Origin of the sequence: Psychrobacillus sp. FSL H8-0484 (assembly GCF_038005325.1) — a bacterium.
Classification (GTDB): Bacteria; Bacillota; Bacilli; order Bacillales_A; family Planococcaceae; genus Psychrobacillus.
The window spans coordinates 2,217,793-2,231,003 of record NZ_JBBOSZ010000001.1; the positions used below are offsets into that span (position 1 = coordinate 2,217,793).

15 protein-coding genes and 2 pseudogenes are annotated in these 13,211 nt (G+C 38.3%); 1 reads left to right on the forward strand and 16 read right to left on the reverse strand.

The features are described from left to right. Window positions 1–67 precede the first annotated feature (67 nt). The 14 genes and pseudogenes from MHH81_RS10705 to MHH81_RS10770 form a co-directional block, all read right to left on the reverse strand. Window positions 68–1,585 (reverse strand): aldehyde dehydrogenase family protein, encoded by a 1,518-nt coding sequence (locus MHH81_RS10705; RefSeq protein ID WP_340920941.1) that lies wholly within the window; start codon window positions 1,583–1,585, stop codon window positions 68–70. Window positions 1,586–1,599: 14 nt separating this feature from the next. Continuing rightward, window positions 1,600–2,373, reverse strand: a complete 774-nt coding sequence (locus MHH81_RS10710) for an enoyl-CoA hydratase-related protein (protein WP_340920943.1) — start codon at window positions 2,371–2,373, stop codon at window positions 1,600–1,602. Between the two features lie 12 nt (window positions 2,374–2,385). Continuing rightward, the gene (locus tag MHH81_RS10715) at window positions 2,386–3,162 is read right to left on the reverse strand and encodes an enoyl-CoA hydratase/isomerase family protein (RefSeq protein WP_340920946.1); all 777 of its coding nucleotides are present in this window, start codon (window positions 3,160–3,162) and stop codon (window positions 2,386–2,388) included. Continuing rightward, entirely contained in the window at window positions 3,162–3,464 is a 303-nt protein-coding gene (locus tag MHH81_RS10720; RefSeq protein ID WP_340920948.1) for an EthD family reductase, read from the reverse strand. The genes MHH81_RS10715 and MHH81_RS10720 overlap by 1 nt, the downstream gene beginning before the upstream one ends. 17 nt (window positions 3,465–3,481) lie before the next feature. After that, complete coding sequence (gene paaD / locus MHH81_RS10725) at window positions 3,482–3,982, reverse strand: 1,2-phenylacetyl-CoA epoxidase subunit PaaD (RefSeq protein WP_340920950.1); 501 nt, start codon at window positions 3,980–3,982, stop codon at window positions 3,482–3,484. A gap of 26 nt (window positions 3,983–4,008) precedes the next feature. Next, complete coding sequence (gene paaC / locus MHH81_RS10730; protein ID WP_340920952.1) at window positions 4,009–4,821, reverse strand: 1,2-phenylacetyl-CoA epoxidase subunit PaaC; 813 nt, start codon at window positions 4,819–4,821, stop codon at window positions 4,009–4,011. Next, window positions 4,818–5,165, reverse strand: coding sequence for a 1,2-phenylacetyl-CoA epoxidase subunit PaaB (gene paaB, locus MHH81_RS10735; protein WP_340920955.1), 348 nt, complete (start codon window positions 5,163–5,165; stop codon window positions 4,818–4,820). The genes paaC and paaB overlap by 4 nt, the downstream gene beginning before the upstream one ends. Before the next feature lie 17 nt (window positions 5,166–5,182). Further along, entirely contained in the window at window positions 5,183–6,136 is a 954-nt protein-coding gene (gene paaA, locus MHH81_RS10740; protein WP_340920957.1) for a 1,2-phenylacetyl-CoA epoxidase subunit PaaA, read from the reverse strand. Window positions 6,137–6,258: 122 nt separating this feature from the next. Then, complete coding sequence (locus MHH81_RS10745) at window positions 6,259–6,498, reverse strand: ferredoxin (RefSeq protein ID WP_340920959.1); 240 nt, start codon at window positions 6,496–6,498, stop codon at window positions 6,259–6,261. Between the two features lie 206 nt (window positions 6,499–6,704). Beyond that, the gene (locus MHH81_RS10750) at window positions 6,705–7,724 is read right to left on the reverse strand and encodes an NAD(P)/FAD-dependent oxidoreductase (protein WP_340920961.1); all 1,020 of its coding nucleotides are present in this window, start codon (window positions 7,722–7,724) and stop codon (window positions 6,705–6,707) included. A gap of 25 nt (window positions 7,725–7,749) precedes the next feature. Beyond that, complete coding sequence (locus tag MHH81_RS10755; RefSeq protein WP_340925221.1) at window positions 7,750–9,069, reverse strand: phenylacetate--CoA ligase family protein; 1,320 nt, start codon at window positions 9,067–9,069, stop codon at window positions 7,750–7,752. Between the two features lie 407 nt (window positions 9,070–9,476). After that, complete coding sequence (locus tag MHH81_RS10760) at window positions 9,477–10,004, reverse strand: YfiT family bacillithiol transferase (RefSeq protein ID WP_340920963.1); 528 nt, start codon at window positions 10,002–10,004, stop codon at window positions 9,477–9,479. A gap of 47 nt (window positions 10,005–10,051) precedes the next feature. Continuing rightward, window positions 10,052–10,414, reverse strand: a complete 363-nt coding sequence (locus MHH81_RS10765) for a hypothetical protein (RefSeq protein ID WP_340920965.1) — start codon at window positions 10,412–10,414, stop codon at window positions 10,052–10,054. A gap of 27 nt (window positions 10,415–10,441) precedes the next feature. Beyond that, a pseudogene (locus MHH81_RS10770) lies at window positions 10,442–11,044 on the reverse strand (histidine phosphatase family protein). A gap of 214 nt (window positions 11,045–11,258) precedes the next feature. On the opposite strand from MHH81_RS10770, the pseudogene MHH81_RS10775 reads away from it, so the two are divergent. Then, a pseudogene (locus MHH81_RS10775) lies at window positions 11,259–11,378 on the forward strand (MGMT family protein); the annotation flags it as partial. 280 nt (window positions 11,379–11,658) lie between these two features. Here the strand turns inward: MHH81_RS10775 and MHH81_RS10780 are convergent. After that, complete coding sequence (locus tag MHH81_RS10780) at window positions 11,659–12,249, reverse strand: hypothetical protein (RefSeq protein ID WP_340920967.1); 591 nt, start codon at window positions 12,247–12,249, stop codon at window positions 11,659–11,661. Between the two features lie 264 nt (window positions 12,250–12,513). Continuing rightward, window positions 12,514–13,059, reverse strand: a complete 546-nt coding sequence (locus MHH81_RS10785; protein WP_340920971.1) for a GNAT family N-acetyltransferase — start codon at window positions 13,057–13,059, stop codon at window positions 12,514–12,516. Window positions 13,060–13,211 lie beyond the last annotated feature (152 nt).

Genomic DNA, 13,211 nt, shown 5'->3' on the forward strand with positions numbered 1-13,211 from the left:
CCTCCTTTGGTAATGAATGAAGACGGACAGGGTTTTTAAGATCCCTGTCCGTAATCCCGCTTTATTTTTACAGTCCGAACGGATTTATCGGGCGACTGCCATAGTATGATAAAATACTTTTCGTTTCGGAATAGAGGTCAAGTGTTTCGATGCATAGCTCTCGTCCGAATCCGGATTGCTTATACCCACCAAACGGTGTTCCTGGAAATGCAGAAAATGGACAGTTGACCATGACAATTCCTGCTTGGATCTGATTTGCAACGCGTGTAGCACGTGCTCCGTCTTTTGACCAAACAGCGGAACCTAATCCGAACTCTGTATCGTTCGCAACTCGGATTGCTTCTTTTTCATCTTTAAATTTCATCACAACGACAACTGGGCCAAAAATTTCTTCTTTCACAACTGTCATATCGTGATGAACATTTGCAATAATAGTAGGCTCATACCAGAAACCATTTTCGTATCCTTCTGGTTTCGCAACATTACCACCAACAAGAATTTCTGCTCCTTCTTTGCGAGCAGATTCGACATACCCATCGATTGTATCTAGTTGACCTTGGTCGATAATTGCACCGACATGTGTTCCTTTATCGAATGGATTTCCTAGCTGTAGTTTTTTCGTTTTTTCTACAAACTTGCTCATGAATTCATCATAAATGTCTTCATGAATGTATAATCGAGACCGAGCTTCACATGATTGACCTGAGTTATAGAAAATACCAAACAAAGAACCATCTACTGCTGCGTCAATATCTGCATCTTCAAATACAATACTAGGAGATTTTCCGCCTAGCTCCAGCGTGACACGCTTTAACGTTTGAGATGCTTTGCCCATGATGTCTTTCCCGATTGGAGTAGAACCAGTAAAAGCTACTTTATCAACTAGCGGATGCTCCACTAATAAATTTCCTATTTCAGCACCTGAACCAGGAATAACATTTACCACGCCAGCAGGAACACCTGCTTCCAAGCAAATTTCCCCTAGAATAATAGCAGTTAAGGGAGTAAGTGATGCCGGTTTCACAATGACCGAACAACCAACCGCAATAGCAGGTGCCACTTTCCAAGCAGCCATCATGAGTGGGTAGTTCCACGGAATGATTTGCGCGCAAACCCCTACTGGCTCTTTCTCTGTATAGTTGTGAAATTGACCTGGGACATTGTTTACTGTTCCTCTATGGCCAACAATTGCTCCAGCATAAAACTCAAAGTCTTCAATTGCTTGTGAAACTTGACCTTGTGCTGCATGAAGAGATTTACCTGTATCGAGAATTTCCAATTCAACAAGTTCTTTAAAACGAGCGCGCATGATTGCAGCAATTTTGTTCAAGACCTGTGCACGGCGACCAACCGGATACAATTTCCATTTACCGTTATCAAATGCATATCGAGCTGCGGAAACAGCATTTTCAGCATCTTCTTTTGACGCTTTAGCCACTTCTGCTACAAGTTCACCTGTTGCTGGATTGTATGTTTTAATTGTTTCCCCTGTACTGCTTTTTACTTTTTCTCCATTAATAATTAAATGGTAAAAGTCACGTTTCATCGCTTCTTGCTCGATTTCATTTTCTCCAATTATTGTCATGTGCTCTACTCTCCCTATTGTCCTGAAAAAACAGGTTTTCTTTTTTCTATAAATGCAAGGACACCCTCGCGGTGATCATTTGTTAAACTTGCAATTCGCTGACCTTGTGCTTCATGTTCCAGGTAATCTTCAAAAGAAAGATCTGTAATTGCCTTCAACGAGCGTTTGGTTAACCCAATAGCTTTTGTTGGCAAAGTAGCAAGACGTTCTGCAAAAGCGGTAACATCTTGTTCCCATGTATCCAATGAAATGAGTCGGTTCGCTAGACCCATTGCCACTGCATCTGTAGCCGGAACTTTTTCTCCAAGAATAGATAGCTCCACAGCTTTAGACTGACCAACTAACTGAGTCAAATAATAAAGATTACCTGAATCCGGAATGAGGCCGACATGAATGAAAGCATTCAAAAAACTGGCACGTTCCGAAACAAGTCGGAAGTCACAAGCAAGCGCTAAACTGAATCCTGCTCCAGCAGCTACCCCATTTACCGCTGCTACAATGGGCTTTTCACATAGTCTAATTTGCTTAATCATCGGTCCATAGTGATCTCTTAATACTTGACCTAGATCCATATTTTCATCGACTTCTGCTAAATCCTGTCCAGAACAAAATGCCCTGCCTTCACCTGTAATGACAATACAACGAACTTGGTCATCAAAAGTAGCTGCTTTAATTGCCTCTTTCACTTCCCGGTTCATTTGTGCGATAAATGCATTTAATTTATCAGGTCTATTTAAATACAGCCAAGCAATACCATCTTTGACGTGATATCGAATCGTTTCAAACATGTAATTACCTCCTTACTTTCCTTGATAATTCGGTTTCCTTTTTTCAACAAATGCATTCATGCCTTCTTTCTGATCTTGTGAAGCGAAAAGTAGGTAGAAGTTTTTCCGTTCATATTGCATTCCTTCATATAAAGGATAATCTACTGCTTTGTTTACCGAATCCTTAATGAGGCGCAACGATAGAGGCGGCTGTTTTGCAAGACGCACTGCAAATTTCATCGTTTCCTCCATTACTAATTCAGGTGCAACGATTTTGTTAATGATTCCGTGTTTAAGAGCCGTTTCCGCAGAAATTCGCTCACCTGTCCAAAGCCATTCGAGAGCTTTCGTCCTACCAACAAGTTTCGTCAGCCGTTGTGTTCCTCCTGCACCTGGCATGACGCCAAGACCTACTTCTGGAAATGAAAACTCCGTACCGCTTGCAGCGATTAATAAATCACAGCTTAGTGCAAGCTCAAAGCCCCCTCCAAAAACAAACCCATTTATTGCACCGATTATCGGTTTTTTCATGAGTGCAAAACGGTCCCAATCAGCAAATTGATTCAGCACTTCTAAGCTAATTGGATGATCATTCATCATTTCATCAATATCAGCGCCTGCTGAAAATGCACGTCCTTTACCGGCAAGTACAATCACTCGGACGTTTTCATCTCGGTCAAATCCTTCCATCGCAACGACGATTTCACTGACCATTTTTCGATTCAATGAATTTAACTGGCGAGGACGATTCAGTTCAATAACTGCTACATTTCCAGTTAGGGAAGTTTCAATGAAGTCGAAACTGTTCATTATGCTTCCTCACCGATCATTAATGTCACAAGATCACCTGCAAATCCCATTAGATCCTTGCCAGAAGCTCTCCCTTCAGGTGAACGTAAGCCTTCTTGCAATGCTTCCAAATTGTCATAATGCATCTCACACGTGAGATAGTATTTTCCCTCTCCACCCATCGGAGATCCAGTCACTTTGGTCACTTTCATTTCACGAAGTCCCGGAATTTTTGCTGTAAGTGGTGCATGCACGTTGAAATAATGGTGATCAAAAGCCTCTTTATTTTCAGGATGTTTGTATAATGCGATTAATTTAGCCATTTCTCTTCTCCTCACTTTTACATTAATGTTGAAACAGGTTTCATTGCTTCGAAGACATTTTTACAACTCTTGCAGTACAAAATACTTCTGCACGCTGTAGGTCCAAAAATATTTTCCATTGATACAAAGGTAGATCCGCAATATGCACAATCAACATGCCAAGAGCCGTCCCCTTCAAAATGACGGGGTGGAGGTGCTATTCCAAACTTCCGTAGATTCACATGTCCTTGTTCCGTTATTCGGTCAGACGTCCAAGGTGGATGAAAGACGAATTCGACTTCGACATCTTTTACTTCCGGTAGTTCTTTTACAGCATTGATCGTATTCGACTTGATAATTTCGAGAGCTGGACACCCTAAAAAAGTAGGAAGTAAAACAACTTTTACGTTATTTCCTTGTGTAGTAACTTCTCCAACCATACCAAGGTCGATAATGCATATGGAATCAATTTCAGGGTCATTTACATGTTTAAGTACTTCCCATACACGATCGGTAGATACTTCTATAGATGCAGTCATTTAGGTCCCCTCATTTCGGTTTCGGACTACCAGCCTGCTACTGGATCAAGCTTGTAAACTTCGGAAAGTGTGAGTAATGCATCATCCAAGTCTTTTGTATGATCGCCGTTTCTGCCGTTTTTTGTAGGTTGATCTGGAATCTCCGGTACTTCCATTTGAAGAGCAACAAACAATGGCTTAAGACTTGCTTTCCATTTTTCTTTCAATATTTCTTCACTTTCTATTAATCTACTATTCTCAATTATTTGTTTTTCTTTGCCATAAGAGAATACATCACCAAAATCAGTCATCACGAGCTTGATTGCATCATGCATTTTCTTTTTCGCTACATCCGTAGAGCTTAATAATTGTTTAAACCATATTTCCCAGTGCAACCTATGATAATAAAGTTCCATTCTTACTTTTACTGCCGTTTCTGCAATAGGACTATACGAGCTTTCACATAACGAATCCATTTTTACTTTTTTCGCTTGTGTGTAAAAGTAACTTCTTACAACTTGATAAGCCCAATCATATTCGGGTGTCTCCATATAATAGCCTTCACCGTTTACTCGCTCCGTCAATATGCTATTTTTTCTGTCTTTAGCCGGACGCAAATGTGCGAGGTCATCTGCTCTTCCCACCTCTAAATCTTCTAGGAGTTTGTAATACATAGCTGCGTGCCCCATACTGTCTTGGCTGATGGAAGAAGAAGCAACGTCTTCCTCAATATGAGGAGCTAGCCCGAGCCATTCAGATCCTCGGTAGGCGTACAAAAAATCATCATCGGCCAGTTGGAGTAATAAGCTAGTTAGTGCTTCTTTATACTCTGGACTCATGACCGTATCTTTTTCGCTCATTTGCGTTCTCCTCCCCATGACAGAATCTCTTTTTCATCCAAAATTTGCTGCTCGTATTGACGCCATTTTTTCTTTAAGTAACCGTATCCTTTTGTCGTTCGATAGTCTTTGTTGTCCAGTCTGCCAAGTGTCATTTTCTCTTCGACATCCATCTTTCGAATATTCTTTCGATTCACAATCCAAATATCAGCAACCGGTTCGCGACGCATGAAATTTTCCTGCGCTAAAATTAATGCCATGTCTTCATTTGGAGCTAATAAGCTGAACTGGTGTTGGAATGCAGAGCTTGGCGTTCGCTTACTAAAAATTTCATATTCTTGATAAAATGTTTTGTTTTCAGCCATTATCCTTACTCCTTCCTTTAGTTGACCGTTGCAGCTAATGCATCACGCACCCAAGCGTTATTTTCGTACGAAGATCGACGTAAATTTAAGCGAGCAAGTGAACGTGGACCCCCGTTTTTAATGATTTTCTTAAATTCATTCCAATCAGGTTGTTTATATGACCATTGTTTACTTTCTTCATCTAAGTGGAGAGTTGGGTCCGGAATTGTCAATCCGAGTGATAAAATACGCGGAATGTATTTGTCAAAAAAGATTTGTCTAAATTCTTCGTTTGTTTTCGTGCGAATTTTATATTTAATCGTCAAGTCTTGTTTCGATGAACCCGTCGTTTCTTTGCTCGCTGGTCCAAAAAACATGAGTAGGGCTTCCCACCAACGATTAAGTGATTCCTGTATCATTGCTTTTTGCTCATCTGTTCCTTCTGCTAGCGCCATGATGATCGATTCGCCATGTTGTGCATGGAATACTTCTTCCGCACAAATGCGCTGCAGTGCTCTTGCGTATGGACCGTATGAAGCACCAAGCATATTTGATTGCGTAATAATAGCTGCACCATCCACAAGCCAACCTATGATTCCTGCATCCGCCCATGTTCTCGTTTCCATATGGAAAACATTATGAAATTTCAAATCGCCATTGAATAGGTCTTGCATTAAATCCCCGCGATTTTTCCCATACGGTTGAAGTAAGTCTTCCGTAACGCGTAATAGCAACTGACCATGACCCATTTCATCCTGCACCTTTGCCATAATGCCAAGTTTCCTATTAAGAGAAGGAGCTTTTGGCACCCATTCTTTCTCCGGTAATGCACCCATTATTTCACTTATCCCGTGCATGGAAATTAATCTTATCAATGTCAATCTGTATTCTTCTGGCATCCAATCATCCGCTTCAATTTTGTCACCAGCTTCAATACGCTGCATGAAATGAGCCATTTGTAGATCTTCTGCCGTATTGTGTAAATTATTCATATCTAACCCCCCAATATTTAATTTATGCATTGCCAGCACTGCACATAACAATTAATTAACGTCATAAAATGATACCGTTATATAAATAGCGAGTTAATTCTGATAACTACTATACATACCCCTTAAGCCATTTCTTTTATAATTGGCTCGTTTGCCATTTTTATAGAGTCCGTAGGGCATCCATCATACGCATCTTCTAAATCATCCCGAAAATCTTCCGGCACTTCCGCCGTCCCTTTATTTCCATCAAGTATTGCATACGCAAGGCCTTCATCATCATAATCAAAGATGTCAGGTGCACTTGCACCACAAGCTCCACATGCAATACACGTTTCCTGATCAACTGTTGTAAATACAGGCATAAAGTACACCCTTTCTTATTTTTATTAGGCTCTGTAAAACGATTATGTTAACGAAAATCAAGTCACATCCCGCGGACGAACTGCCAAGCCTCCTCGGGGCAACATTACGGGTTCTGGGCAGCCTGTTTTTCCACAGGAGTCTCGCGGATTTTCGTCACAAAATTTAATCTTCTAAAAACAACAGCCTTATTTAACAGAGCCATTTATCAAGCTTTTTCACCAGGCTTCTCCGTTTTATCCATAACGCTTGTGCTATGTAACGGCTGAACTTTTGATGTCGGGTCAATATACACTTTTGCATTGCTAATCGCTGTTGGTGCTTCGCCGAATCCGCTCGCAATTAACTTCACTTTTCCTTCATATGTGCATATATCACCAGCAGCGTATATGCCTGGAATACTAGTTTCCATTTTGGAATTGACGATAATGCTGTTTTTATCCAAATGAAATCCCCAATTTTTGATCGGACCAAGAGAAGATACGAAACCATAATTTACAATGACATTGTCAACGTCAATAACCTTTGTTTCATCGCCTTTCACTTCTTTAAGCACGACTTGTGTAATTTTTTCTTCTCCGATAAATTCTGATGGAACAAATGGAGTCAAAACAGTGACAGAAGAATTCATCAACTTTTCCACTGTATGTTCATGTGCTCGGAATTTATCGCGGCGATGCACTAGCGTTACTTTTTCTGCAATTTGTTCCAGCATAAGAGCCCAGTCTACTGCAGAATCTCCTCCACCGAATAGCTGTACTTTTTTCCCTGCAAACTGTTGTAAATCATTGATAAAGTAATGCAAGTTGCTTTTTTCGAATCTTGAAGAATCTGCTAGGTCCAGCTTCTTTGGTTGAAATGCGCCATTTCCCGCAGTAATAATAATTGTTTTAGTAAAATGTGTCTCTTTGTTCGTCGTTAGTTTAAAAGAACTGTCTGGCTGTTTTTCTATCTCTACCACCGCTTCATTCAAACAAACTGTTTGTTCAAATTGGCCCATTTGTTCCATTAATCTCTCAACGAGTTGTTGCGCTGTTATTTTTGGAAATCCCGCAACATCGTAAATATACTTTTCCGGATATAATGCGGACAATTGTCCTCCCAGCTGAGGAAGGCTTTCAATAATTTTGCAAGACATATTTCGAAGGCCAGCATAAAATGCTGTGAATATGCCGACCGGTCCTCCACCAATAATAGTTACGTCAAAAATTTCCTCGCTTTGAGACAAATTTAATTCCTCCTTGTGAATGGACTTATACGCCAATTGCACTTTTATCTCTGAAATCTACAACCCGAATCGCTTTTCCTTCTGATCGTGGAATCGTTTTAGGACTATTGATAACGACATCCATCGATACTAAACAAGTCGTTTTCAACAAACTTTGAATTTTTATTTTCAGTTGAATTATCTGCGAATCATTCAAATCTCCTGCAATCGTTTCGTATAACATACTGTTAATTTCGACATGTAGCTCTGCCATATCCATTGCATCTTTTCTTAATAAATGAATTTGATAATGAGGTACCAACTTGTCTTCTCCAGCCTGTAGTAGAACTCGTTCAACTTCCGATGGGAATACATTCACACCACGAATAATCAGCATGTCATCTGTGCGACCTTTTACTCTCGACATTCTCGTTGAGGTTCTGCCGCATTTACACTTCTCTCGTGTGATGGATGAGATATCACCCGTGCGATACCGAATAATTGGAAGCGCCTTCTTTGTTAAACTCGTAAAAACTAGTTCACCTTCTACCCCTTCAGCAACCGGTTCAAGTGTTTCAGGATTAATTACTTCAATAAAGAAATGATCTTCATGCACGTGTAAGCCATTTTGTGCTTCGTGACATTCAATGGAAACACCTGGTCCAATGATTTCGCTCAATCCATAAATATCGATTGCTTTTAAATTGAACGTTTTCTCAAGCTTTGTCCGCATTTCTTCGGACCAAGGCTCCGCTCCAAAAATTCCATACTCCATGGACGATTGCCTTGGATCAATTCCTATTTCCTTCATTTTCTCTGCTATGTTCAACATGTAAGAAGGCGTTCCACATATTCCTCTTGGTTTAAAGTCTTCCATCAATGTAATCTGTCTTTCTGTATTTCCTCCTGACATTGGAACAACTGCAGCGCCAAGCACTTCCGCACCATAATGAAGGCCAATTCCCCCTGTAAACAAACCGTAGCCATACGCGTTATGAAAAATATCCGATTTTTTGCCACCTGCAGCCACAATCGAACGTGCTACAACTTCAGCCCACATTTCTATATCGTTTGCTGTATATCCAACAACGGTCGGTTTGCCGCTCGTACCGGATGATGCATGAATTCGAACAATTTCTTCTTGCGGTACTGCGAATAAACCAAATGGATACTGATCGCGTAAGTCTTGTTTTTTCGTGAATGGTAATTTCGATAGATCATCTAAACTTTGTATATCGTCCGGAGTAATTCCTAGTTCCATGAATTTATTACGATAGAATTCAACATGCTCATAAACATTTAGAACGGTATCTTGTAGACGTTCAAGTTGTAGACTCTCCATATCTTCGCGCTTCATCGTTTCCATTAATGGATTATACAAACATCATTCCTCCTCTGTTTACTTTATCTATATTTCCTATTTAGTATTCAAACATATTTCGTATAACAATTAATTAACGGTTATCATTTAACTTGTAATATGTTTATAGATTAATATTTCAAAAAGAATAAGTCAACGAAAAATTCAGAAATTTTAAAATTAATTAAACTATATACACTAGCCAATGAACTGCAGAGTAATTTTCACTTTTAGCAGAGCTTGAGTTTAGAGGAGAAGTAAAAATGGTGGAAGAGATCGTCAGTTTCATACGTGTAGAGGATATGGAAATAAAAAAAACGCTGATGCTAAATGAATAGGCCAGCGTTAAAAAATGAAGTGTATATGAAAACATGTTATAGCCAGTATAAAGAATCTATTTTGAAAAGGATTATTCAATACTTGCTAACAGAACGATTTATAGCATTATTGATATGAGCTAAATGGTGATTACCATGCCAAGCATAAATACCAATATTCTTTTCTACAGAGGTAATGCCGGAGTCTGGATGGTTAAAACTTCTTTTTAATTGTTCATCTGTTAAAGTTTCGAGTAAATACGTCCAACGCTCATGTAACGCTTCAATAAGTTTCAAGGAGATTGAAATTGGCAGTTTTGAATCAAGTAAACTTGCCCATTTCTCTTCTGCATAAGGTTTAATCGTTGGATTATCTTCTGTTAAAGCTAATTTAAATCTTATATAGGCATTCATATGACTATCTGCAATATGATGAACAAGTTGGCGAATTGTCCAACTATCTTCACGATAAGTATATTCTAAAGCTTGATCATCTAAGCCATGGACCACTTCTTTTAATCTTATTGGTAAAGTTCTTATTTCATTAATCCACCCTTGTATATCCTCGTTTGAAATACATGTAGAACAATGAAATTCCCCTATTGGATATCTTTCATTTCCCATTTTTTTCACTACCTTTCTTATACACATGGAAGAAGCAAACACTTTTTCTATTCCCCGGGCATATAGCCAATTACTTCATTAGTAGCAGGATCAACAAGTATGGATGGCGTGCCTATGACAACTTTACCTCTGTCTTTAAAAGAAACAGATAAGGCCTCTTTTCCCACAAAAGTTGGATCTAACATTTCATAGCTACTATCTGCAATTTTCTGCTTTACTACTGCACTTTGCCAATCTTCTCTAGCTGTGTCATCCCAGCCTTTCTCTCTAATGAACTCCCACGCTACTTCCCTTATATGATTATAATTATCCGTATCTGTCGTTTTCATATCATCTTGTATGTTTGAACAACCGATAACCCAAAATGTGGTAAAAAGTATTAAAGTAAAATAGACCATTTTAATATTCACAAAATCCTCCATATGGTAATGAGTATATTATTGGATAAATCCCTCTAAATGCTTTGTGCAATTATACAAAGTACAGTCCCACTGGTTTTCAATGTTTTCTATAATTGTTACAGATGTATTATCGATGAGTGTACTAGTAAATTTCTCTGGTAGTAGACGTCTTAACGTAAGACCAATTAACGCACCATGGCTCACTACCAATACTCGCTTATCTTTATACGTAATTACTGCTTCTTCTAAAAAATCAGACCCTCTTTTAGATACGTCTGTAAACTTCTCCATACCTAGTTCCAATTTTCGCCAAGTGCATCCCCACTTTTGTAGCCTTTCTTCTTCGGTTGTTCCTTCGATTTCTCCACAGTTAATTTCACGAATTCTCTTGTCGTAACCGGAAATAGGCAAATATAATTGATCAGAAATTATTTGTGCTGTTTCTTTGGCACGCAATAAATCACTCGTTATTATAACGTCCCACTTTCCCTCTACTGAGAGTCTATTTGCCAATGCTAACGCTTGTTTTTTACCTGTTTAATTTAAAGGGATATCAGAAATTCCTTGTGCCCGTTTAAGTTCATTCCACTCTGTAATTCCGTGCCTTATGAATCCTACGGTTGTCAATAATTCCCCCACCTTTTTTTCGATTTTATTCCTTCGTTCTTTTATCTACATCTAATTATATTCTTCTTTCATATGTTGAAATCCTTTTTAATCCGAATGACATACTACCTTTTACCTTTGGAGGACACTATATGTATAAATTAGATTATCAATCACCCATTGGAATAATAGAGATTTTTAGTACGGAAGAAGCTATCTATTCTATTATGTTCACAGACGAAACTAATTAAGTATCGTTAGTCCCTGTCATCGAAATATCAGTGTAGGTGGAAAGCTTACAGGGTTTGCTGGTGGTTTGTGGAGAAACGAATGGCTACTTCAGCATGAACAGTCTAATAAATACTAGATTTGCTAAGATTTTTGCTAAAACAAAAAGCATGTCCATTGAATTAACGGGTTTGGTTGCTGGGGAGAAAAATGTTAATAACAAAGTAAATTTCATACTAATCAGTATATACTTCAATATCAAAAAAAACGCTCAGGAATCTGAGCGTTTTTTTTGATGTAATATTTTACTATCCTTTTTGAACTAAAGCACCCGTTAGCCATTCATGAAGCCCTGCTTCACCACAGAATATGGAAGAAAATTATGTTCTTCCATGGTAGTTCTTTAAGATACACATATTCTAACCTTTTTGGTATACTTCTGAGGGAATGAGATCCTTCAACCATTGTAAAAATACTTTCTCCGTATTTTCATTTACATCTATCTGAATCCATCGTTTGTCATGCGGTATTCGCTTATACCAATTTAGTTCTTTCACGTCAAAATATTGTTCCTCATTGTCACTGTACTCTTCCAAGAAAAGCACCTTTTCTTCGCCATTATCTAAATAAAAACAATAACCTTCATATGCTACCCCTTGAACCCAAACAATAGGATGTTCGTGGTTTACGTTGCATAAGCACACATTTCCGTTTAAAGCTTTGAATATGTCTAAGAACTTTGATAGATATTCTTTCTTCACTGGGACCACAGGAGCACCGAAAAGCTGGTCTCTATATGTAATACCCGTATGTCGTTCCTCTATCCGTACATCATAATAATTATCTTCTTGAAAGTCTTCCATGTTCATATCTCTTAAATAGTATTTACCGTACTTAATTAGGATTTTCCTAATATGTTTAAATGGAGGTAATACATCACCGTATAAAATCACAACTTTTGTCTCCATAAATCCTTTATCAAACTCATTTCTGTACAATATTTGCTTCAATCACTATCCAAAACATATTATTAAATGCTGAATTTAATAATATCATACGAACAAAGCTTGTTAAACTAAACTACCCCGTGCCATCCATGAAGCCCTGCTTCACCACAGAATATGTAAGAAAATTACGTTCTTCCATGGTAGTTTAAGTGATATATTTAACAATCTTCAAAAAAAAGAGAGTTGCCAAGCAACTCCTTAGATAATTACCAAATTCTCTCACGAGACTGTGTTTGTTTACATAATATTATCGGAAGTGAAATGAGCTTACACATCCAAGCTGTTGATGATACCTAATATTTGATGATCTGTCCATTTGCCATTGATCTTTAGATTTTCTTTAGCTATACCTTCTTTTTTAAACCCTACTTTTTCTAATACCCGAATAGATGCTATGTTGTCAGGCATAGCTCCTGCTTCAATTCTATGTAATTTTAATTCTCTAAAAGCAAAGTCTACAACAAGTTGAAGAGCTTCTGTTGTATAGCCCTTTCCATTATACTCCTTATCTAAAGTAAATCCCGTATAACAGCTTTGGAGGTCTCCCCTAGCAATTTGAGTTAATGAAATGTCTCCGATAAGTTTATCAGTTGCTTTTAAAAAGATTCCAAAGGCATATAATTGCCCTTCATCTGTCTTTTTTAATGCCTGTTCAATGCGTATTTTTTGATGTTCTTCTGTATAAAAGGCTTCTGGGAGTAATGGGCTAACTCGTTGAAAAAATTCGCGATTTCTAGTATGTAAGTTAGCTACCTCGCTGGCGTCAGACGTTTTGTAAAGTCGAAGATAAATTTGTTGCCCTACTAGCTTCATAAAACCCCTCCAATATCTTTTTACTACCATTTTATTCTAATTAGGCAAAAGTATGATGTACAACCTACCTTTTTTTTGTTTTTAAAGGCTTTGGCAATTTTTATAGCATCCTTGCATACATTTGCAGCATTTTGCTTTAACCTGCTGATTTA

What these genes read in the sequence shown, in the direction of transcription:
- MHH81_RS10710 (WP_340920943.1), bottom strand. Translation starts at nt 2,373, where the DNA reads ATGTTTGAAACGATTCGATATCACGTCAAAGATGGTATTGCTTGGCTG.
- MHH81_RS10745 (WP_340920959.1), bottom strand. Translation starts at nt 6,498, where the DNA reads ATGCCTGTATTTACAACAGTTGATCAGGAAACGTGTATTGCATGTGGA.
- MHH81_RS10760 (WP_340920963.1), bottom strand. Translation starts at nt 10,004, where the DNA reads ATGGGAAATGAAAGATATCCAATAGGGGAATTTCATTGTTCTACATGT.
- paaC (WP_340920952.1), bottom strand. Translation starts at nt 4,821, where the DNA reads ATGAGCGAAAAAGATACGGTCATGAGTCCAGAGTATAAAGAAGCACTA.
- paaB (WP_340920955.1), bottom strand. Translation starts at nt 5,165, where the DNA reads ATGGCTGAAAACAAAACATTTTATCAAGAATATGAAATTTTTAGTAAG.
- MHH81_RS10755 (WP_340925221.1), bottom strand. Translation starts at nt 9,069, where the DNA reads ATGGAAACGATGAAGCGCGAAGATATGGAGAGTCTACAACTTGAACGT.
- MHH81_RS10785 (WP_340920971.1), bottom strand. Translation starts at nt 13,059, where the DNA reads ATGAAGCTAGTAGGGCAACAAATTTATCTTCGACTTTACAAAACGTCT.
- MHH81_RS10715 (WP_340920946.1), bottom strand. Translation starts at nt 3,162, where the DNA reads ATGAACAGTTTCGACTTCATTGAAACTTCCCTAACTGGAAATGTAGCA.
- MHH81_RS10720 (WP_340920948.1), bottom strand. Translation starts at nt 3,464, where the DNA reads ATGGCTAAATTAATCGCATTATACAAACATCCTGAAAATAAAGAGGCT.
- paaA (WP_340920957.1), bottom strand. Translation starts at nt 6,136, where the DNA reads ATGAATAATTTACACAATACGGCAGAAGATCTACAAATGGCTCATTTC.
- MHH81_RS10705 (WP_340920941.1), bottom strand. Translation starts at nt 1,585, where the DNA reads ATGACAATAATTGGAGAAAATGAAATCGAGCAAGAAGCGATGAAACGT.
- paaD (WP_340920950.1), bottom strand. Translation starts at nt 3,982, where the DNA reads ATGACTGCATCTATAGAAGTATCTACCGATCGTGTATGGGAAGTACTT.